This window comes from Streptomyces sp. R-74717, from assembly GCF_047305335.1.
In the GTDB taxonomy this organism is placed as follows: domain Bacteria; phylum Actinomycetota; class Actinomycetes; order Streptomycetales; family Streptomycetaceae; genus Streptomyces; species Streptomyces atratus.
On sequence record NZ_CP102361.1, the window covers coordinates 7,962,744 to 7,984,146 of the forward strand.

General features: G+C 71.1%; 17 protein-coding genes. 10 read left to right on the forward strand and 7 right to left on the reverse strand.

Features of this window, described 5'->3' with window-relative positions:
- Positions 1–71: 71 nt before the first annotated feature.
- The gene (gene fxsA, locus NRF20_RS36595; protein ID WP_398633850.1) at positions 72–659 is read left to right on the forward strand and encodes an FxsA family membrane protein; all 588 of its coding nucleotides are present in this window, start codon (positions 72–74) and stop codon (positions 657–659) included.
- Positions 660–749: 90 nt separating this feature from the next.
- On the opposite strand, the gene NRF20_RS36600 is transcribed toward fxsA, so the two are convergent.
- From NRF20_RS36600 to NRF20_RS36615, 4 genes are all read right to left on the reverse strand, one after another.
- Complete coding sequence (locus NRF20_RS36600; protein WP_266363297.1) at positions 750–1,124, reverse strand: RNA polymerase-binding protein RbpA; 375 nt, start codon at positions 1,122–1,124, stop codon at positions 750–752.
- A gap of 274 nt (positions 1,125–1,398) precedes the next feature.
- Positions 1,399–2,772 carry an MFS transporter gene (locus tag NRF20_RS36605; RefSeq protein ID WP_398633849.1) on the reverse strand — a complete coding sequence of 458 codons (1,374 nt, stop codon included), beginning with the start codon at positions 2,770–2,772 and terminating at the stop codon, positions 1,399–1,401.
- Positions 2,773–2,820: 48 nt separating this feature from the next.
- Positions 2,821–3,585: a glycerophosphodiester phosphodiesterase gene (locus tag NRF20_RS36610; RefSeq protein ID WP_398633848.1), complete on the reverse strand. Its 765-nt coding sequence runs from the start codon at positions 3,583–3,585 to the stop codon at positions 2,821–2,823.
- On the reverse strand, positions 3,582–4,307 hold the full coding sequence (locus tag NRF20_RS36615; RefSeq protein WP_398633847.1) for a YitT family protein: 726 nt from the start codon (positions 4,305–4,307) through the stop codon (positions 3,582–3,584). Before NRF20_RS36615 ends, NRF20_RS36610 begins: the two co-directional genes overlap by 4 nt.
- 102 nt (positions 4,308–4,409) lie before the next feature.
- On the opposite strand from NRF20_RS36615, the gene NRF20_RS36620 reads away from it, so the two are divergent.
- Positions 4,410–5,909, forward strand: coding sequence for a PLP-dependent aminotransferase family protein (locus NRF20_RS36620; RefSeq protein WP_398633846.1), 1,500 nt, complete (start codon positions 4,410–4,412; stop codon positions 5,907–5,909).
- A 13-nt stretch (positions 5,910–5,922) separates the two neighbouring features.
- On the opposite strand, the gene NRF20_RS36625 is transcribed toward NRF20_RS36620, so the two are convergent.
- Positions 5,923–7,533: a hypothetical protein gene (locus tag NRF20_RS36625; RefSeq protein WP_413753959.1), complete on the reverse strand. Its 1,611-nt coding sequence runs from the start codon at positions 7,531–7,533 to the stop codon at positions 5,923–5,925.
- A 37-nt stretch (positions 7,534–7,570) separates the two neighbouring features.
- Positions 7,571–7,765, reverse strand: a complete 195-nt coding sequence (locus tag NRF20_RS36630; protein WP_037696696.1) for a hypothetical protein — start codon at positions 7,763–7,765, stop codon at positions 7,571–7,573.
- 314 nt (positions 7,766–8,079) lie between these two features.
- On the opposite strand from NRF20_RS36630, the gene NRF20_RS36635 reads away from it, so the two are divergent.
- From NRF20_RS36635 to NRF20_RS36645, 3 genes are all read left to right on the forward strand, one after another.
- Complete coding sequence (locus tag NRF20_RS36635; RefSeq protein ID WP_398633844.1) at positions 8,080–8,472, forward strand: ankyrin repeat domain-containing protein; 393 nt, start codon at positions 8,080–8,082, stop codon at positions 8,470–8,472.
- 219 nt (positions 8,473–8,691) lie between these two features.
- Complete coding sequence (locus NRF20_RS36640) at positions 8,692–10,110, forward strand: HEAT repeat domain-containing protein (RefSeq protein ID WP_413753960.1); 1,419 nt, start codon at positions 8,692–8,694, stop codon at positions 10,108–10,110.
- Between the two features lie 156 nt (positions 10,111–10,266).
- Positions 10,267–11,424, forward strand: a complete 1,158-nt coding sequence (locus NRF20_RS36645) for a glycosyltransferase family 4 protein (RefSeq protein ID WP_413753961.1) — start codon at positions 10,267–10,269, stop codon at positions 11,422–11,424.
- A gap of 2 nt (positions 11,425–11,426) precedes the next feature.
- Here NRF20_RS36645 and NRF20_RS36650 read toward each other — a convergent pair whose 3' ends face one another.
- A complete protein-coding gene (locus NRF20_RS36650; RefSeq protein WP_413754645.1) occupies positions 11,427–12,623 on the reverse strand; it encodes an IS110 family transposase in 1,197 nt (398 codons plus the stop codon).
- A gap of 230 nt (positions 12,624–12,853) precedes the next feature.
- On the opposite strand from NRF20_RS36650, the gene NRF20_RS36655 reads away from it, so the two are divergent.
- The 5 genes from NRF20_RS36655 to NRF20_RS36675 all read left to right on the forward strand — a co-directional run bounded on the left by NRF20_RS36655 (position 12,854) and on the right by NRF20_RS36675 (position 21,362).
- The gene (locus tag NRF20_RS36655) at positions 12,854–14,017 is read left to right on the forward strand and encodes a glycosyltransferase (RefSeq protein ID WP_398633841.1); all 1,164 of its coding nucleotides are present in this window, start codon (positions 12,854–12,856) and stop codon (positions 14,015–14,017) included.
- A gap of 11 nt (positions 14,018–14,028) precedes the next feature.
- The gene (locus NRF20_RS36660; protein WP_398633840.1) at positions 14,029–14,982 is read left to right on the forward strand and encodes an SGNH/GDSL hydrolase family protein; all 954 of its coding nucleotides are present in this window, start codon (positions 14,029–14,031) and stop codon (positions 14,980–14,982) included.
- A complete protein-coding gene (locus NRF20_RS36665) occupies positions 14,979–18,635 on the forward strand; it encodes a hydantoinase B/oxoprolinase family protein (RefSeq protein ID WP_398633839.1) in 3,657 nt (1,218 codons plus the stop codon). The genes NRF20_RS36660 and NRF20_RS36665 overlap by 4 nt, the downstream gene beginning before the upstream one ends.
- An 83-nt stretch (positions 18,636–18,718) precedes the next feature.
- Positions 18,719–20,245 carry a hypothetical protein gene (locus NRF20_RS36670; RefSeq protein WP_398633838.1) on the forward strand — a complete coding sequence of 509 codons (1,527 nt, stop codon included), beginning with the start codon at positions 18,719–18,721 and terminating at the stop codon, positions 20,243–20,245.
- 184 nt (positions 20,246–20,429) lie between these two features.
- Positions 20,430–21,362, forward strand: a complete 933-nt coding sequence (locus NRF20_RS36675; RefSeq protein ID WP_413753962.1) for a hypothetical protein — start codon at positions 20,430–20,432, stop codon at positions 21,360–21,362.
- Positions 21,363–21,403 lie beyond the last annotated feature (41 nt).

Sequence of the window (21,403 nt, forward strand, 5' to 3'; positions counted from 1 at the left end):
CGGGCGCCGGTCCGCCGCTCATGATCACCCCCATACGTCGATCGGACGCCCGTACAGGCACACTGGGGACCATGACGACCGGCACACCGCCCCCGACCGCCCCCAGGCGCTCACGCGCCCGTACCTTCGTCCCCCTCGCCGTCGCCGCCTGGGCGGTGCTGGAGATCTGGCTGCTCACCGTCGTGGCCGACACGGCGGGCGGGTTCACCGTGCTGCTGCTCCTGGTGGCGGGGATCGTGCTCGGGGCCGCGGTGATGAAGCGGGCCGGCCGCCGGGCCTTCCGCAATCTCACCGAGACGCTCCAGCAGATGCCGGGGCAGCCCGGGACCGCCGCTCCGCAGGCCGCACCCTCGGGCAGCAAGGGCAACGGCTTCCTGATGCTGGCCGGACTGCTGCTGATGATCCCGGGGATCATCTCGGACGTGGCGGGGCTTCTGCTGCTCGTGCCGCCGGTCCGTTCGATGGTGGGCCGGTACGCGGAGCGGTCGCTGGAGCGCCGCATGCGCGCCGCGAGCCCCGGCAGCCTCTCCGACGCCTTCCAGCAGGCCCGTATTCACCGGCCGGACGGAAAGATCGTGCAGGGTGAGGTCATCAGCCAGGACGGCACACAGCCGGGCTCCCGCCCCGACGAGGGCCCCCGGCCGCCGCTGACTCCCTGATACCGGACCGTGACGCGACAGAGCCGCGGGCTGTGACACACGCTCGGTGTGCCACAGCCCGCGGCTCTGTCGTATTGCGGTGTTATGCGGTCAGGCAGACTTCCTGCTGTCCCGCGGATGCACGGCGATGTTCATGGCTCCGGAGCGCAGAACCGCCAGCCTCTCGGCCAGCACCTCCTCCAGCTCCTCGCGTGTGCGCCGCTCCATGAGCATGTCCCAGTGCGTACGCGCAGGCTTGCCCTTCTTCTCCTCGGGGCCATCCCCGTCCACCAGGAGTGCCGTGGCGCCGCACGCCTTGCACTCCCACTCCGGCGGAATTTCCGCCTCTACCGAGAACGGCATCTCAAATCGATGTCCGTTCTGGCATGCGTACTCCACCGCCTGGCGCGGGGCCAGATCGATGCCGCGGTCCGTCTCGTAGCTGGTAACCACGAGTCGCGTGCCGCGGAGAGCTCGCTCACTCATGAATCGTGCCTCCCGGGCTTGTCGCCCACAGGACAGGTGTCGCTGTCGTCGTCATCCGGTCAACGTCCGGTCGGCGGTAAAGATTCCCGTTGCCGGTCATGCGTCGCCCGTCGTGCCGCTGCTTTATCAGGTTTCCCAGGGTCCAGGTACCCGCCAATGCCCGGTTTGTCACATCTGGCGGAAGTTGTCACCCAACGGTTTGGCTTCTTCCACTCGCAGTAACGGTCCTCCGGGCAGGCCAAAGGCGTACACTACCGGCCTTTCACTTCAACGTCTAAATCCGTTCCGGAACGGGATTCCCCGCAGCCGTCACGGCCTGTCGGATCGGCACCCTCGCGAGCAGTACGGAACCGACCACGAAGAAGATCACCAACGAGATGATCGCATCCCGGTAGCTCCCGGTCAGCTGATACGCGAGACCGAACACCAGCGGCCCCAGCCAGCTCAGTCCGCGGTCGCTCATCTCGTACGCGGAGAAGTACTCGGCCTCCTTGCCGTGCGGCACCAGATGGGAGAACAGCGAGCGCGACAGCGCCTGGCTGCCGCCGAGCACCAGACCGATCGCCGAGGCCAGCAGATAGAAGAAGACCGGCGTGTCGGCGGGCAGGAAATAGCCGGCGACGAGAATCAGCGTCCAGACGACGAGCGAGCCCAGGATCGTGCGCTTCGCGCCGTACACCCGCGCCAGTCGGCCCATCCCCAGCGCTCCGGCCACCGCGAGCACCTGCACCAGCAGCACGGCCGTGATCAGCGTCGTCTGGTCGAGTCCCAGCTCCTCGGAGCCGTACACCGAGGCCTGGGAGATCACCGTCTGCACGCCGTCGTTGTAGACGAGGTACGCCAGCAGGAAGGAGAGTGTCAGCGGATGGCGGCGCATGTCGCGCAGGGTGGCCATCAGCTGCCGCCACCCCGAGCCGACCGCCCCCGCGCCGCCCGGCGTCACCCGCCGGTCGCGCAGCCGTCGCAGTGGTACGACGGTGAAGGCACCCCACCAGACGCCGGCCGATGCGAGGCAGATCCGCACCGCGTCGGACTCGGAGAGGCCGAAGGAGTCGTGGCCCGTGTACAGGACCAGATTCAGGATGAGAACGAACGCGCCCGAGGTGTATCCGAACGCCCAGCCGCGCGACGAGACCGCGTCCCGCTCGTCCGGTCCGGCGATCTGAGGCAGATAGGCGTTGTAGAGCACCATCGACACCGAGATCGAGGCGTTCGCCACGATCAGCAGGAACGCGCCCAGCAGATAGCGGTGGCCGTCCAGGAAGAACATGCCGGTGGTCGCGGCGGCCCCCACATAGGCGGCGGCCGCCAGCAGCGGCTTCTTCCGCCCCGTACGGTCCGCGGCGGCGCCCACGACCGGCATGACGATCACCGCGACCACGACGGACACGGAGACCGCGTAGGCGAACAGCGATCCTGCGCGCACCGGTATGCCGAGCGGGTGCACGAAACCGTCGGCGTCGGCGGCGGCCTTGGCGACCGACGTCAGATAGGGGCCGAGGAATACCGTCAGGACGCTCGTCGAGTAGACGGAGCAGGCGAAGTCGTAGAAATACCAGCCGCGTTGTTCACGTCTGCGGCTCGCGGCGTCGGCACAACCTGTCGTGAGTCCAGCCGGCTCAGCGGCGTCCGCGGTCTCGGCGCTCAACCCGCACCCCCTCGTCTCTCCCCGTGGAGACCTCGCACGACCGGCGCGTCAGGCCCAGGCCCCCCGCTCGCTCAGCACCGTACGCAGCGTCTCGATGTGATCGGTCATGATGCCATCCACACCGAGATCGAGGAGCGCTGCCATCCGCTCGGGTTCGTTCACCGTCCAGACGTGCACCTGGAGTCCGCGTGCGTGTGCCTGGCGCACGAAGCGCCGGTCGACCACCCGGACGCCGTTCTGGCTCTCCGGTACCTGTGCGCACACCGCGCCGGCCCGCAGCGCCGCCGGAATTCCGTACGAGCGCAGCCGCAGGCCCAGCACGCCGAGGACGCCGTAGGAGGTGGCGAGCCGGGGCCCGGCAAGACGGTGGGCCCTGGCGACCCGGGTCTCCGAGAACGAGCCGATGCACACCCGGTCCCAGGCATCCGCCCGGCGGATCAGATCGACCAGCGGGACCAGGGCGGACTCGGCCTTGATGTCGACGTTCCAGCGGGCTTCGGGGAACGTCTCCAGCAGCTCCTCGAACAGCGGCAGCGGCTCCCGGCCCGCCACTCTGGCTTGCCGCACCTCGCTCCACGGCAGCTCGGCTATCCGGCCCCGGGCGTCCGTCACCCGGTCCAGAGTGGCGTCGTGGAAGGCCACCAGACGGCCGTCCGCCGTGGTGTGCACATCGGTCTCGAAGTAGCGGTACCCGGCATCGGCGGCCCGGCGGAACGCGGCCGTGGTGTTCTCGATCCCGTCCGCGGCTCCGCCTCGATGGGCGAACGGGATGGTCGCGGGATGGTCCAGATAGGGGTGGCGTACGGAGGTCACTGCGGCAGTATGGCCTGCTCCGGTGTCCGGGCGGTGACGGTGGTGTCGACGCCGTCCGGCTCGGGTGCGGCGGCCGCCTCGTCATCGGACCCGGCGGTGGCCGCTGCTGCCGGCTTCCCGCCGATGGCGAAGAAGCGCAGGAAGAACTGGGCGAGCGTGCCGATGGCCAGGGCGTAGAGCACCGTGCCCGCGCCGAGTGAGCCGCCGAGCACGAAGCCGGTCACCACGACCGCCACCTCGATCAGTGTGCGGACGAGCCGGATGGAGCGGCCGGTACGCAGATACAGACCGGTCATGAGCCCGTCGCGCGGTCCAGGGCCGAACTGCGCCGCGATGTACAGCCCCGTCGCGACACCGTTGACCACGACACCGGCGACCATCACGGCGATCTGCGCGGCGAGGCCGTGCACATCGGGTACGAGGGCCAGCGTGCCGTCCATGGCGATGCCGATGGCGAAGACATTGGAGACGGTGCCGAGGCCGGGACGCTGCCTGATCGGTATCCACAGCAGCAGAACGGCGGCGCCGACGATGATCGAGACGACCCCGATGGACAGTCCGGTGCGCTCGGCGAGTCCCTGGTGCAGTACTCCCCAGGGTTCGAGGCCGAGACCCGCGCGGACCAGGAGCGCCGAGCTCGCTCCGTACAGCGCAAGGCCGACGTACAGCTGAATCAGCCTTCGAGTGAGGTGCGCCCCGCGAGGGACGGGAGTGATGGACAAGAAGTGCCCCCTGGAGTGGTGGTAGTGGACTGCCGCATGTCACTCTGTGGCAGGGGATTGGCCGCCAACTATGGCCAATCCGAGGAAGGTGGACTGATTTTCATGGCGCAGTGGACTTCGGTAGTCGGTGCGGCACAGCTCGCCCGGCAGCTCCGGGCCCAACAGCCCCGGCCCGCCGGACCGGGCGCCCGCAGGCCGCCCGCCTATCGCGCGCTGGCCGACGGAGTCCGTCTGCTCGTCCTCGAAGGCCGGGTGCCGGTGGCCGCCCGGCTCCCCGCCGAGCGTGAACTGGCGCTCGCCCTGTCCGTCAGCCGCACCACCGTCGCCGCCGCGTACGAGGCTCTGCGGACCGAGGGGTTCCTGGAGTCCCGCCGGGGTGCCGGCAGCTGGACCGCCGTGCCTGCGGGCAATCCGCTGCCCGCACGCGGTCTGGAACCGCTTCCCCCGGAGTCGCTCGGTTCGATGATCGACCTGGGCTGCGCCTCGCTGCCCGCCCCCGAACCGTGGCTGACCCGGGCGGTCCAGGGCGCCCTGGAGGAGCTGGCACCCTACGCCCACACCCACGGCGACTACCCGGCGGGTCTGCCCGCACTGCGGCAGATGATCGCGGACCGCTACACCGAGCGCGGCATCCCGACCATGCCCGAACAGATCATGGTGACCACCGGGGCGATGGGTGCCATCGACGCGATCTGCCACCTCTTCGCGGGCCGCGGCGAACGGATCGCGGTGGAGTCCCCGAGCTACGCCAACATCCTGCAGCTGATGCGGGAGGCGGGCGCCCGGCTGGTGCCGGTGGCGATGGAGGAGGGGCTCGGCGGCTGGGACATGAACCGGTGGCGGCAGGTGCTGCGGGACGCGGCGCCGCGGCTCGCCTATGTCGTCGCCGACTTCCACAATCCCACCGGTGCGCTGGCCGACGAGGACCGGCGACGTGACCTGGTGGAAGCCGCCCGCTCCGCCGGTACGGTCCTGGTCGTCGACGAGACCATGAACGAGCTGTATCTCGACGCCGATGTGCAGATGCCGCGCCGGGTCTGCGCCTTCGATCCGGCGGGCTCCACCGTGCTCACCGTCGGATCGGCGAGCAAGGCCTTCTGGGCCGGCATGCGGATCGGCTGGGTGCGCGCCGCCCCGGATGTGATCCGCAGCCTGGTGGCCGCCCGCGCCTACGCCGACATGGGGACGCCCGTCCTTGAGCAGCTCGCCGTCAACTGGCTGATGCGTACCGGCGGCTGGGAGCAGGCCGTGCAGGTCCGGCGAGAACAGGCGCGGGAGAACCGGGACTCGCTCGTCGCCGCGGTTCGCCGGGAGCTGCCGGACTGGGAGTTCTCGGTTCCGCGCGGTGGTCTGACCCTCTGGGTGCGTACCGGCGGCCTCTCCGGCTCCCGGCTCGCTGTGGCGGGGGAGCGGGTCGGCGTACGCGTTCCCTCCGGCCCCCGGTTCGGTGTCGACGGCGCCTTCGAGGGGTACGTACGGCTGCCGTTCACGGTCGCCGGGCCGGTCGCGGACGAGGCGGCGGTACGGCTCGCGGCGGCGGCGCAGCTGGTGGGTTCGGGGGCGGGCGCGGGAGTGGAGGCACCGCGGACGTTCGTCGCCTGATCTGCAGGGCTGTTCAGTCGCCGACCGCCATGCCCTCGACGGCCACGGCCGCGGTCACGGTGCGTGGCATCGCCGGGTCCGGCACGCTCGCCGCGACGGGTGCGGTCTCCTCGGCCGGCGACTGCAGCCCGGGGAGCAGACCGAGGACCGCCTGCCGCTGCGTCTCGCTGGTCGCCTCGTCGTACGGATCGGGTGTGGCAGGGACCTGGAGCCGCAGTACGGGACCGGTGCCGAGCCGCGCGTACCCCCGGCCGGGCGGGACGTCCGGTGTCGGCGTCGTGTGCGGCTCCGTGCCGAGCACCGACTCGACCTGGTCGCGGGAACAGTCGCCGAGCACGGCCCGGGCTCTGGTGTGGGTCCGTACGGTCTCACCGAGGGTGTCCAGGCTGTCGAACTGATCGGTGACGACCACGGTGACGTTGGCCGCCCTGCCGTGCCGCAGCGGCACCTGGAGCAGCTCCTGGGGGTCGGGCTTGCCGTCGGCCGCCGCCAGGTGGCCGAGGACGCTGGGCCGGTCCAGCAGGATCCAGAGCGGGCGCTTGATGTCGTCGGGGGCGGGGTGGCCGGACTGCCGGGCCCGGTTCGCCGCGATCAGCCGTCGCTCCGTCTCGTGGGCCGCCCACTCCAGGGTCGCCAGCGCGCCCGCCAGACCGCACTCCACGGCCAGTACGCCGTCGCGCCCGGTCAGGCAGGCGTACTCGCCGGTTCCGCTGCCTTCGATGATCAGGATGTCACCGTGCTGGAGCGCCTGCAGGGCGATGGAGCGCATCAGCGTGGTGGTGCCGCTGCCGGGCTGTCCGACGACCAGCAGATGCGGCTCGGTCGAGCGGGCGCCGGTCCGCCAGACGACCGGAGGCGCGTCGCGGGTCTCGTCGCCGTCGTTCACCGGAACGGTGCGCTGCACCGCGTCGCCGTCGGTGAAACCCAGCACGGTCTCGCCGGGGGCGGTGACGAAGCGCTGGGCCCCGATCGAGGTGGGCAGGGCGTCGAGCACGCTCATGACGAGCCGGTTGCCCTCCTCGTCCCAGGCGAAGTGGTACTCGCGGCCACGGCCCGACTTTGCGTGCAGCAGCTGCTCGATCCGGATACGGGAGGCGGCTTCGCTGTCGGTGAAGTAGGCGGGATACGTCACCTGGAGACGTGTCAGGCGCCCGTTGCTGTCGAACTCGTAACCGCTGAAGACCTTGTCCCAGCCGCCGCCGTGGGCGAACAGCGGGCTGGGGTCGTCGGCCACGGAGAAGTACGGCACGAGCGCCTCGTACAGGGACCGCAACCGCCCGGTCTCCGTCTCGTCGGGGCCGGTCTTTGCGGGAGTCCGCTCCCGGCCCTTCCATGCGGCTGCGCCCATCACCGTGACCAGGGCGAGCACGGACCCGTACGGGATGAGCGCGACCACGAATACGCAGGCCGCGACGGTGAACAGCGTCGGACCACGCTTGTCCTTGGGCGTCGCGGCCCACTTCTGCCGTCCGGCTCCGGCCAGCAGCCGCAGACCACGAGTGATCATGATCAGCGGATGGAGGACGTCGGTGGCGTTGTCGGCGGCCGTGCGCGCGAACTCGCGACTGCGAGTGATCGAGGCGCTGCCGCTGCTCAGAATGCGGGGGAGTGGTCGCCGGGCCACGTCGGTCTCCTGACGGGGTGGGAGTAGTGGCGGAGGGTCAGAATTTGATCCCGCCCAAGAGGCCGGCGAGACTCGCGCCGCCCGCGGTGATGCTCGGTGCGATGGCGGTGCCTGCCAGATAGAAGCCGAACATGGCAGTGACGACGGCGTGCGATGCCTTGAGGCCGTCCTTCCTGAAGAACAGGAAGACGATGATGCCGAGGATGACTACGCCTGACATGGACAGGATCATGAGAGGTTCTCCTGGTTAGGGGGACAGTCACCATGAGTCCTTCCAGGTTCACCGGAAGTATCTATACGATAAAAGCTGCATTCGGGTGAAAAATCTGCATTTTCACTTGATTGGCCCACATGGGAGTACCGACAGGACGGAAGCGCCGATGTCACGCGCTGTTCCGCCGTCACCGGACGTGATCTCTCGCCATGGGCGGGCCGGGTCATGTGCGCGGTTGAGCAGTACCCTGTCGATTCACTCGTACGGCCCCGGCGCCGTACGCCCCAGCAGGTCGACAGTGTGAATCCGGTTGATGGAAGGCGGTCCGTCCGATGAGCGAAACCCCCGATCCCGAGGTGGTCGAGCTGGCGACGAAGGTCTTCGACCTGGCCCGCCGCGGTGAGACCGAAGCGCTCGCCGCCTATGTCGACGCGGGTGTTCCTGTGAACCTCACCAACGACCGGGGTGATTCGCTGCTGATGCTCGCCGCCTATCACGGGCACGCCGCCGCGGTCACCGCCCTCGTCGGCCGTGGCGCAGACCCGGACCGGGCCAACGACCGCGGGCAGACACCGCTGGCCGGAGCCGTCTTCAAGGGCGAGGGCGCGGTGATCGAGGCGCTGCTCGCCGCAGGGGCCGACCCGTCGGCCGGAACCCCCTCCGCACTGGACACTGCACGCATGTTCGGCAAGGCCGACCTGCTGGAACTCTTCGGCTCCCGCTGACCGGGTACGCCGTAAATGTGGTCGCGGTGGCGAAATGGCTGGGTCATCATGACGTCGCGGGCCCGGTTCGGGCCACCGACGAGAGGCAGAGGAAGATGGTCTACACCAAGCAGAAGACGGCGGTCGGCCGATCATGTTGCTGCGCGGCGTAGTGCCCCACCCGGCACTTGGAACTGCACAGTCCCGGTTGCGTCGACAGCTTGATGTGAGGCTTTTTCCATGTTTGATCCGTTCATAGCGCCGAGCGGCACCCTGCTCGGCCTGCTGCAGAGGGGCCGTGGCGACGGCACGCTCCACGCGCTCGCCGCACCACGCCCCGAGGCCCTGGCGGCTCTCAACCACTGCGTCCTGAGCGATCCGCGTCACGACTGGCAGGTGGAGAACCGCTCGCTCTACTACGCACGCCTGTACCTCGACCTCGACGGCGGTATCGAAGAGATCGAGCGCCATCTGTGCGATCCCGACGACCACCTCGACACCGACGACTCACGCACCGGGCTGGCCCTCGCCGTGCTCGGCCACCTCGCCTCGTACGGACGGGACGACGCGCTGGCCCTGCTGCGGCGGTACGCCGCGACCGGAGCCAACTGGGCCTGGGCCCTCGACGAGCTCGCCCTGCGTGACGACGACGCGGGGCTCCGCGCCCTCGCCGTACCCGTGCTCGGCCGGTTCCCGGCCACCGAGGAGGGCGCAGCCGAGCTGGCCGTCGCCGTACGGGACGCCTTCGAACCCCGCCCCTGGCGGCTCTGGGCGGACGACCCGCGCGAAGAGGTCGGCGCCAGGGTCAGGGCCGCCTCCGAACAGGGCTCCTTCGACCGCTGGCAGCGGCAGATGCGGCCCGGCGGCCCCCGCCCCGGCTGGAGCGTCCAGGCAGTCCTCGACTGGGCCCAGCAGGGACTCGAACGCGGCAGCGTCCTCCATGTCCCGGCCGCCCGCTGTCTCACCGCCGTCGCCGGACCCGAGGACCGGTCCACGATCATCGAGGCCGCCCGCAGCGGCCCGGAAGGCGCACGCTGCGCCGCCCTGCACTATCTGGCCGAGGCCAGGGATCCTGCCGTGCTCGACCTGATCGAGATCGCCGCGGTCGGCGTCTCGCGCACCGTCGCCGACGCGGCCGTCGCCGCCTTCGAGCGGATGTGCGGCGACGCGGCGGTGGAGCGCGCCAGGCGCTGGGCCCGACGGCCCGACGCGCTCGGCGCCTCCGCGGCCGGTGTGCTCGCCTGCCGGGGCGGCGCCCAGGACGCCTCGCTGGTCCTCGGAGCACTCCGGGAGGCCGTGCGGGGCGAAGGCCCGGACGCCCCACGCCTGTGGACCCTCGTCGACGGCGCGGGCAGGCTGGGCATCGCCTGTGCGGCCCCCGTGCTGCGCCATGTCTACCGGGAGACGTCCTCCTCGCACCTGCGCGGCCGAGCGGCCCGCGCACTGGCCGCAACCGACCCCTCCTTCGCCACCGGATTCGCCGTCGAATGCCTGTGGGACTGCGAGGAGACCACCCGCGAGGTTGCCGCACTCCACGCCGAGACCGGCGACATCAGGGTCGCCGAGCGACTGCGCCGACTCGCCGCGGACCCGGCCGAGGAGGCCGAGGTGCAGACAGCGGTACGCAGCAGGATCGGGCCCGACACCCCCGCGGTCTGACCGGAGTACGCACAGCGGCGCGCGTCGGGGGGGCGCGCGGCGCGAACGAGCGAGCAGCGCGTCGGGGGCGTGCTCGGCTCAAACGCTCATGGGACGTTCCCCGGGCGGAAAGATCCAAGTCGGCCCGGACACCTCCGGCGTGGCGACAACACGGGTATGCGTGTCGTCATCGTCACCGAATCCTTCCCGCCCGATGTCAACGGTGTGGCCCACTGCGCCCTGCAGACGGCCCGGCATCTCGCCGGCCGCGGCCACGAACCGCTCGTCGTCGCCCCGGCCACGGCCGGCGCGACGACCACATCCCGTTCGGAGCTCTCCGACGCCTTCGAGGCCGACGCACCATGCCCCGTGGTGCGGGTCCCCTCACTTCCCCTGCCCGGCTATCCCCAGGTCCGGGTGGCACTTCCGAGTCGGCGGCTGACGGCCGCCCTCACCGCGCACCGCGCCGAACTCGTCCATCTGGCCGGACCGTTCGTGCTCGGCGTACGGGGCATGGCAGCCGCGACCAGGCTCGGGCTGCCGACCGTGGCCGTCTACCAGACCGACCTGGCCGGCTACGCACGCACGTATCTCGGCACCGGCGAGAACACCGCCTGGCGCCGGATGCGCGCCGTGCACAGCGCCGCCGACCGCACGCTCGCCCCGTCCACCGCCGCCGTCCGCGACCTCACCGAACACGGTGTGCCCCGGGTACGGCTGTGGCCACGTGGCGTCGACACCGCACGGTTTCGGCCCGGACTGCGGGACGAGGCACTGCGCCGCCGTCTCGCCCCCGGCGGGGAGCGGATCGTCGGGTACGTCGGACGGCTCGCCCCGGAGAAACACGTCGAACTCCTTGCCGGGGCCTGTGCGACACCCGGGGTCCGGGTCGTGGTCGTCGGGGACGGACCCAGTGCTGCGTCGCTGCGGACCGCCCTGCCCGGCGCGGTCTTCCTCGGCCGGAGAACCGGGGACGACCTCGCCCGGTTCTTCGCCTCGCTGGACGTGTTCGTGCACACAGGACCGTACGAGACGTTCTGCCAGACGGTGCAGGAGGCCATGGCCTCCGGGGTACCCGTGATCGCCCCGGCGGCGGGCGGACCGCTCGACCTCGTCGACCACGGGCGGACCGGGCTGCTGGTCCCGCCGCTCGACGCGGGTGCCGTGGCGGCGGCAGTCGGCGCACTCGCCGCGGACCCCGCGCTCGCGGCGGCCTACGGCGCCACCGGCCGGGCCACGGTCGAGGGCCGGACGTGGCAGGCCGTGGGTGATCAACTCCTGGATTACTACGACGAGGTGCTGCGCGACCGGACGGCGGTGGCTTCCCAATGCTGATGTCAAGCGGCAAGGGTGACTGGTGGTGCCACCTGGTAGCACCGTCGGTCACGGATGAGCGCCCAGATGACGTTGACGCGGCGGCGTGCGAGGGCGAGGACTGCTTGTGTGTGTCGCTTCCCCTCGGCTCTCTTGCGGTCGTAGAACCGGCGGGAGTTGGGATCTCGCTGAATGCTGATGAGCGCGGACGTGTAGAAGACCCGTTGAAGTCGTCGGTGGTATCGCTGCGGCCGGTGCAGATTGCCGCTGCTCTTTCCGGAGTCGCGGGGCGCGGGGGCGAGGCCGGCGAAGGCCGCCAGGCGTTCCGCGGTGGGGAACCCTTCGAGATCGCCGCCGATGCCGACGAGAAGCTCAGCGCCGAGCACGGTCCCGATGCCGGGCACGCTTTCGATCACTTCGGCGAGTTCGTGTTCGCGAAACCGGCCCTCGATGAGCCTGTCGGTTTCGCTGACCTTCTCGTTGAGGGCCATCACCTCCTTCGCGAGGGTGTGGACCATCTTGGCGATCGCCTTCTCGCCGACGACGGCGGTGTGCTGCCGCCCGGCAGCCTCCACGGCTGCCTCGGCCAGCCTCTGGGCGCCCTGGACCTTGCGGTTGTGCAGCCAGGTCGTCAGCCGCTTGGCACCGACGCGCCGGAGGGCGGCTGGAGTCTGGTAGCCCGTCAGGAGCACGAGCGGACCGACGTTGGTGACGTCCAGGGCGCGCTCGAGCGCGGGAAACATGCTGGTCAGCGTGGAGCGGAGACGGTTGACCGTCCGGGTGCGGTCGGCGACCAGGTCGCTGCGGTAGCTGGTCAGCAGCTTCAGTTCGATCACTGCCTCGTCGCCGGGGCGGACAGGCTGCAGGTCCCTGCGCATGCGTGCCTGGTCCGCGATCACTCGGGCATCCCGGGCGTCCGTCTTGCCTTCGCCCCGGTAGCCGTCGGTTGCCCGGTTGACGACGCGTCCGGGGATGTAGAGAAGTTCCTGGCTGTGGTTGACCAGGAGCGCGATCAGCAGGCCGGGCTCACCGCCGGTCATGTCCACGGCCCAGGTGGCCTGCTCTCCGTCGGCGAGAGCGAGGACATCGCCCAGGAGCTGGAGGAGCTCCATCTCGTCGTTGGCCACGCGCCGCGACAGCAGCCGGTCGCCTTCCGTATCCACCACCACGCAGTGGTGGTGCGTCTTGCCGCAGTCGATCCCCGCCCATATCCGGCTCATCGTGCTCCAGTCGTTCGCTCTTGCAGTTCGCACCACGGACGACCTCGCCGGCATTGCTCTACACAGCGACTTTCTCGCACTTCCCAATCGGCGGCCGAGTCGTCGTGGGGAGCCGGGCGGCCAAGCCACCAAAGCCACGGACGGCAGCGGCATGAAAGCCACACCCGGCTCCCCTGGGTGCCACAACCCTACGAATGGCTGGGGCGATCCCAGAAGGAAGGTAGAGCGGCATGACCGGCCGCGAACGGCGGACGGTCATCGTCCGGCTGGCGAACTTCATCACCCCGTCATCGGGCGGACTGCGCACCGCCCTTGACGAACTCGGCCGCGGCTATCTCGCGGCCGGGCACGAGCCGGTGCTCATCGTGCCCGGCGACACACGGAGCGACGAGCGTACGGAGCAGGGGAGGGTGATCACGCTCCCCGGGCCGGTCCTGCCGGGCAGCGGAGGCTACCGCGTACTGGCAGGCCGGCGCGGCCTCCGCCGCCTCCTGGAAACGCTGCGGCCCGGCCGTCTCGAGGTCTCCGACCGGACCACGCTGCGATGGACGGGGGAGTGGGCGCGCCGCGCCAGGGTGCCCGCCGTGATGGTCTCCCATGAGACGGCCGAGGGGGTGCTGCGCACCTGGGGCGTCCCGGCCGGCGCGGCCGGGATGACGGCCGACCGTCTCAACGCGCGCAGCGCCCACGCATACACCCGGATCGTGTGCACCACGCAATGGGCGGAGCGCGAGTTCCTGCGCATCGGCGCCCGCAATGTGGTGCGCGCCCCGCTCGGCGTGGACCTGCGACGCTGCCGTCCCCACCGGCGCAGTACGGTGCTGCGCGACCGGCACCTGCACGGCCGGGACGTGCTGCTTCTGCTGTGCTCGCGGCTCTCGGTCGAGAAACGCCCCGGCCGGGCCCTGGAGACGATTGCCGAGCTGCGGCGTCGCGGGGTGCGCGCGGCGCTGGTCGTCGCGGGCGACGGGCCACTGCGCGCGGGCCTGGAGAGCAGAGCTCGGGCGCAGCGGCTGCCGGTCGAATTCCTGGGCCATGTGCGGGACCGGGAGACTCTGGCGGATCTGCAGGCGGCGGCCGACATCTGCCTGGCGCCCGGACCCGCCGAGACGTTCGGCCTGTCGGCCCTGGAAGCACTGGCCTGCGGTACCCCTGTGGTGACGAGCGCGAGTTCCGCGCTGCCGGAGGTGATCGGCGGTGCCGGAGTGGCTGCCGCGGACACGGGTGAGGCGTTCGCCGCCGCGGTACGGGAGCTGCTCGGGCGCCCGCAGGAGCGGCGTCGCGCCGAGGCGAGGCAACGGGCCGAGCTCTTCGGCTGGGACCGCTCGGTGGCCGCGTTCCTGGCCGCGCACGACGTGCCGGACCGGGGCGGGATTCCGGGGGTACGGACATGAAGGGGGCGTCGGTGCCGTCAGGCGACCCGGGACCGCACGCTTGCACTGCGTCGAGCTTCTCCCCGGTACGGTTCGCCGCGCTCGGGGACTCGTTCACCGAAGGCGTCGGCGACCCCGTCCCCGGTGGCCGGCGGGGCTGGGCCGCACTGCTCGCCGAAGGTCTCGCGGACGGCCGGCGGGGCGTGGAATTCCGAAACTTCGCCGTCAGCGGTGCGCAGTCCGGCGACGTCCTGGACCGGCAGGCCGCGGCGGCGGCCGCCTTCCGGCCCCACCTCGCGTCCATCGTCGTCGGCGTCAACGACACCCTGCGCCGCACGTTCGATATCCGGCTCCTCGCGCGGCGTCTCGACGAGGTCTGCGCGCTCCTGACGGAGAGCGGAGCCGTACTCCTGACCGCCTGTCTGCCCGACCCCGGCGCCGTGCTCGGGCTCCCCGCGCCCCTGGGCAGGCCGCTCGCCCGGCGCCAGGCCGCGGTGAACGCCGTCGTGCACGCACTGTCCGAACGCTACGACGCCGTTCATCTGCACATGGCGGACCGGGCCTGGGTCCGCGACCGCTCCCTGTGGAGCGCCGACCGGCTCCACCCGGCCGAACGCGGTCACCGGGCGGTCGCGGCCGGCTTCCACGAGCTGCTGGCCGCCCGTGGCCTGGCCCTCGGAGCCCCGCCGGGGCTCGAATCCGAACAGCCGCCCCCGGGCCTCGCCGACACCTGGCTCTGGCTGGCCACCGCCGGCACCGGATGGCTGGCGCGCAGAAGCACCGATCTGCTGCCCCAGCTGCTGTGTCTGGCCGGAGCGGAGGCATGGCACCGGGTGTGCGGCACCGGCCGGCGGCTGGACCGGCGGGCCGAGGCGGCGCTGCGGAGCGCGCTGGCCGCCGTGGCACCGATCGGTGCGCCGGCTGCCGGGGAGCCGGCCGTGCCGTCAGGGCCGTTGCCCGTGCCGCGCGTCAGTATGGAGGGATGACCGGACGCTGGGAGTTCTGGATCGACCGTGGCGGGACGTTCACCGATGTCGTGGGCCGGGATCCCGACGGGCACCTGGTCACCCGCAAGCTGCTCTCCCACGACCCGGACCGCTACCGCGACGCCGCCGTGGCAGGAATCCGGGGGCTGCTGGGCCTCGGACCCACCGACCCGGTCCCCGCCGACCGGGTCGGCACGGTGAAGATCGGCACGACGGTCGCCACCAACGCCCTGCTGGAGCGGCGCGGCGAGCCGACCGTCCTGGTCATCACGGAAGGCTTCCGCGACGCGCTGCGCATCGCGTACCAGAACCGGCCGAGACTCTTCGACCGCCGCATCCTGCTGCCCGAGGCCGTGTACGAGCGGGTGATCGAGGTCCCCGAGCGGATCGACGCCCACGGCCGGGTCGTCACACCGCTCGACCGGGACGCGGTGGCCGGGCGACTGAAGGCGGCCCGGGCCGACGGACTGCGCAGCGCGGCGGTCGTCCTGATGCACGGCTACCGCCACCCCGGACACGAGAGCGCCGTGGCCGCCGCAGCCCGCGAGGCAGGCTTCACCCAGGTGAGCTGCTCGCACGAGGTGAGCCCGCTGATCAAGCTCGTACCACGCGGCGACACCACCGTCGTCGACGCCTATCTCTCGCCGATCCTGCGCCGGTACGTAGACGAGGTCGCCCGCGAACTCGACGGCATCCGGCTGATGTTCATGCAGTCCAACGGCGGGCTGCGCGAAGCCTCCCACTTCCGGGGCAAGGACGCGGTGCTCTCCGGCCCCGCCGGTGGTGTGGTCGGCATGGCCCGTACGTCCGGACAGGCAGGATTCGACCGGGTCATCGGCTTCGACATGGGCGGCACCTCGACCGATGTGTCGCACTACGCGGGCGAGTTCGAGCGCGAACTGGGCACTCAGGTGGCCGGTGTGCGGATGCGCGCCCCCATGATGAACATCCACACCGTCGCCGCCGGCGGCGGCTCCGTCCTGCACTTCGACGGCCACCGCTACCGCGTCGGCCCCGAATCGGCGGGCGCGATCCCCGGCCCGGCCTGCTACCGCCGCGGCGGGCCGCTGACCGTCACCGACGCCAATGTGATGCTCGGCCGGGTCCAGCCCGCGCACTTCCCGGCCGTCTTCGGACCGGACGGCAGCCTTCCACTCGACGCGGACCTCGTCCGCGAACGCTTCGACGCGCTCGCCGAGGACGTGGCGCGCGCCACCGGAACGCGGCGTACGGCGGCCGAGGTCGCCGCCGGGTTCCTGGAGATCGCCGTGCTCAACATGGCGAACGCGGTCAAGAAGATCTCCGTGCAGCGCGGACACGACATCACCCGCTACGCCCTGACCGGCTTCGGCGGTGCCGGAGGCCAGCACGTCTGCGCCGTTGCCGACGCCCTGGGCATCGACACGGTCCTCGTACCGCCCCTGGCCGGTGTGCTCTCCGCGTACGGCATCGGTCTCGCCGATGCCACCGCGATGCGCGAACAGTCCGTCGAGGCGGAACTGAGTGAGGCGACCCGTACCGCGGTGGGCGAACTCTGCGACGAACTCGCCGCCCGCACCCGCGCCGAACTGCGCGCCGACGCCATCCCCGACAGCGCGATCAGCACGCACGCCCGCGTGTTCCTGCGCTACGCCGGTACGGACTCGAGCCTGCCCGTCGGCCTGGACAGCGCACCCGCCATGGCCGAGGCGTTCACCGCGGAGCACCGCGCACGCTACGCGTTCACCATGGACAAACCCCTGGTCGTCGAGGCGGTGTCGGTCGAGGCGATCGGAACGGCGGGACAGCACGAACCGCGCCCGGCCGACCGCGCACCCCGCGAGAGCGCAGAACCTCAACCGCATGACACCGTAAGGATGTTCGCCGACGGCCGATGGCAGGACACCCCGCTCCACCGGCGCGAGGAACTGCGCCCTGCCGACACCGTGACCGGCCCTGCCGTGATCGCAGAGGCGGATGCCACCACTGTCGTCGACCCGGGCTGGCAGGCCGCTCTCGCCGGCACCGGCCATCTGCTGCTCACCAGGGTCCGCCCGCGCCCGGACCGCACGGCCGTCGGTACCCGGGTCGACCCCGTCATGCTGGAGGTCTTCAACAACCTCTTCATGTCGATCGCCGAACAGATGGGTGTGCGCCTGGAGAACACGGCTCACTCCGTCAACATCAAGGAGCGGCTCGACTTCTCCTGCGCCCTCTTCGACTCGGACGGGAATCTGATCGCCAATGCCCCGCACATTCCCGTGCACCTCGGTTCGATGGGCGAGTCCATCAAGGAGGTGCTGCGGCGCAACGGTGGCGCGATGCGGCCAGGCGATGTGTACGCCATCAACGACCCGTACCACGGCGGCACACATCTGCCCGATGTGACCGTGGTGACACCCGTGTTCGACGAGACCGGTGGTGAGAAGCCGGAGCTGCGCTTCCTTGTTGCCTCACGTGGACACCACGCCGAGATCGGCGGCATCACCCCCGGCTCCATGCCCGCCTTCAGCCGCACCATCCACGAGGAAGGAGTGCTGTTCGACAACTGGCTGCTGGTACGGGACGGCAGACTCCGCGAGGCCGAGACGCGCGAACTGCTCACCACCGCCGCGTACCCCTCCCGCGACCCGGACACCAACCTCGCCGATCTGCGCGCCCAGATCGCCGCCAATGAGAAGGGCATCGCCGAACTCCGGCGCATGGCCGAACAGTTCGGGACCGCGGCCGTCGCCGCGTACATGGGGCACGTACAGGACAACGCCGAGGAGTCCGTCCGCCGGATCATCGCCGAACTGCACGACGGTGCCTACCGCTACGAGACCGACAACGGCGCGGTCATCGAGGTCGCCCTCACCGTGGACAAGGCCACCCGCAGCGCAGTCGTCGACTTCACCGGCACCTCACCGCAGCAGCCGGGTAACTTCAACGCGCCGAAATCCGTGGTGATGGCGGCTGTCCTGTACGTCTTCCGGACCCTGGTCCCCGACGACATCCCGCTCAACAGCGGCTGCCTCAAGCCCCTGGAGGTCAGAATTCCGCAGGGCTCCATGCTGGCCCCCGTTTATCCGGCGGCCACCGTCGCGGGAAACGTGGAGACGTCCCAGGCCGTCACCGGTGCTCTGTACGCGGCGCTCGGCATCCAGGCCGAGGGTTCGGGCACCATGAACAACCTCACCTTCGGCAACGAACGGGTCCAGTACTACGAGACCGTGGCGAGCGGATCGGGCGCGGGCGACGGCTTCGACGGCGCCGACGCCGTACAGACCCATATGACCAACTCCCGCCTCACCGACCCCGAAGTCCTCGAATGGCGCTACCCCGTGCTGCTGGAGAGTTTCCGGGTACGGGACGGCAGCGGGGGTACGGGGCGTTGGCACGGCGGCTGCGGTGTGGAGCGGCGAATCCGCTTCCTCGAACCCGTGACCCTGGCGCTGCTCTCCGGCCACCGCCGGGTCCGGCCGTACGGCATGGCGGGCGGTGAACCCGGCGCGCTGGGTGAGCAGCACATCGAGCGCTCCGACGGCGGGACGGTCACACCACTGCGCGGCTGTGACACGGCCGAGCTGGAGCGGGGGGACGTACTCGTGCTCCGCACACCGGGCGGCGGGGGCTACGGAACCCCGGAGCCGGGCCGGGACAAGCGTCCGCAACGCACCGGGGAACGGCTGTGAAGTCGGCGCCGGCCGGCTCCGGGCAAGGGGTCGCTTCTGCGCCGTTTCGACCGTTGTCAGTGTGAGGACCTAATCTGTGCAGCGTGACTTCGCCTGCCTACACGGACAACGCTGCGCCCCAGCTCAGCGCGGGGCCGCGGCCTGCCCCGGGCCCGGCCGCCGACGAGGGGCTCTCGCGGCGGCTGCGCGCGCTCGCCTGCACGGCGCCACTGCACGACCTCGATGTGCGCAAGGCGAATCTGGCCGGCGAGTACACCGTCTACACGATGGCCGAGGTCGCACTCGCCGCGATCGACCACGTCACCCTCAACATGGACTTCGACACGGGTGCCGATCACGACCAGATAGTGACCAGGCTGCTTCCCCGCGTCGCCGCGCAGGCCCCGCGCCGCCCGGCCGCCGAGCACGAGCGGGTCGCCCGCTGGGTGCTGGAGAACCTGATCAATGTCGGCAGCGTCGACCGCGGATTCCGTGCGGTGTACGGTACTTTCGGCCCTGATGGGGTGTATGTTCGCCGCGATTACGACTTCAAGCTGATCGAAGAGGTCCCGGGATACGGCGGCACCGTCTATCTCCGGGCCACCGACGAGGCGGTCAATGTCCTGGTCGGCGCCCTCGACACGGACGTCACCAGCGCCCAGATCGCCGCCGAGGTGAAGCTGGAGGTCCTCATCAGCCGGGGCCGCCTGGCGGACGCACAGCTCGCCGCCGAGCAGGCCCGCTACCGCACCGTGCAGTACGCGGAGACCCTCCGCAAGACGCTGGAGGCCACCCGGCGCAACGTCCGGGCCGTCGACTGGCTCAACGCGGTACCCGACATGATCGCCGAAGCACTCGATCACGTCGCCGACCGCTACCGTCACGAGAACGCGATCCTCACCAACATCCGCAAGGCGCGTGACGAGGCCGAGGAGCCCGAGCACAAGCGGCGCGCCGCCGAGCTCGTCGACATCGTCAAGGACTGCATCCGCCGCCACACCCAGTTGCAGTCCCGCCTGCTGGAAGCCGGACCGCTCTTCCGCGCCGAACAGGACCGGCAGGCCTTCGCCACCCCCACGGCCCGCACAGGCCTCGATCTCTACGGTCAGCTGGTCGCCCCGCTGCTGCCGCTCCCCGTCGAACAGGCCATCCGCGTCACGGACGCGTTCTTCGCCCAAGGCACCGGGTTGCGCACCCCCACCTCGGTGCGGGTGGGCGATCTCGTCGACATGCTGCTGACCCCGCCCCTGGAGCGGGAACACCTGGGCGCCGAAATGCCCGAACCCGATCTGATCGCCACTCCGGACGACAGCAGGTTCAGCGAGGAGCAACTCGCGAGCGCCATGGAACTCCTCGATCTGGAGCACGACGCCCCGCGCCGGCTCTCCGGACTCCTCGCGGAGGCCCGGCGCCGCGATCCCGAACTGCCCTACCTGGTCGCTCTGCTTGCGGTGCACGCCGCGAGTCCGCCGGTCGGCACCGCCTACCGGCAGGGCGAGCAGCGCCTGTTGTTCTCCGTCGACGACGGGACACAGCTCCACGACCCGGAGTTCGGCGGTGCGGACCTGATAGTGGGTACGGCCCTGCTGGACGCGGCCGGAATGGCCGCGGACCGCTCGGAGGCGTCATGAGCGGCGCGCCCCGTGAGGCACACGCCTCGCCGACCCGGCCGGCGCACGTCGGCCATGGACGTCGCCGACGTGCCCGCGCCCACGCGGTGCGCGCGGGCAGGACCGCGCCGCCCAGGACGGATGCCGCGAGAACCGGAGCCGTCCACCCCGTACCGAAGAATTTCCGCATTGAGGAGCGACAGTCGTGAGCGACCACCGCGCACAGCACGCCGACGCGTGGAGCGAGCCGACCGCCCCGTACCCGACCGAGAGCCCGACGCCCGCCGACCCGGCAGGGCCCACAGTCGCCACCGCACCCGTCACCCCGGCCGACGCAGCGGACGCCGCCCGGCTCGTCGCCTTCGGGCTGCAGCCCAAACTGCTGCCCGCACGCGACGCCGAGTACGCCGAACTGCTCCGCCGCTACCGGGAGGAGCCCGCTTTCGCCCGGCTCGCCGACGCGGTGGCGACCGGACTCGGCCTGGTCGTCCTGGAAGTGTCCACCCGCGCCGGTATGGCCGTGACCGCCGGTGAGGACTCGGTCTTCGCCGTCCGCATGGGCGACTACGCCCGCCGCGCCTCGTCCGACTCCGCCGACCGCTTCCTGCATGGGCTCGCGCACCTCGCCGTCGCCGCGATGGCCTTCCCCCGCCCCGAGGATCTCGCCGACGACGCGTACATCGGCCGGATCACCGTCAATGGCGTCGACTCGTTCGTACGCCAGGCGTGCCACCGCCTGGAGGAGCGCGCCGAGGAGCACGGCGACAACACCGACCCGGCCACCGACGCCCCCGGGCTGGAGGCGGCCTGGCGGATCTACGCCCGGCGCAGCTCCACCGGAGCCACGAAGGACGCCCGAAGGCTGGCCGGCTCCACCACCGGCATCGTCGGCAAGGCCGTCGCCTTCCTCACCGACTCCGGCTTCCTCCAGCGCACCGGGGACGACGCCGGAGGCGCCTTCCGTACCACCGCCCGCTACCAGCTCCAGGTCCGCGACATGGCCGGCAACGCCGCCATGGCCGAACTGCTCGAACTCGGAGTCGTACCGGTGACCGACGGAACGGCGACGCTGCTGCCGCCGCCCGACCCCGACGGCCTGGAGCTGGTCGCCGACGCCGGTCTGCCCTTCCACGCCTGACCGGCCCGCCCCACCACCGCCGTCTCCCCCCGCTGTCTGAA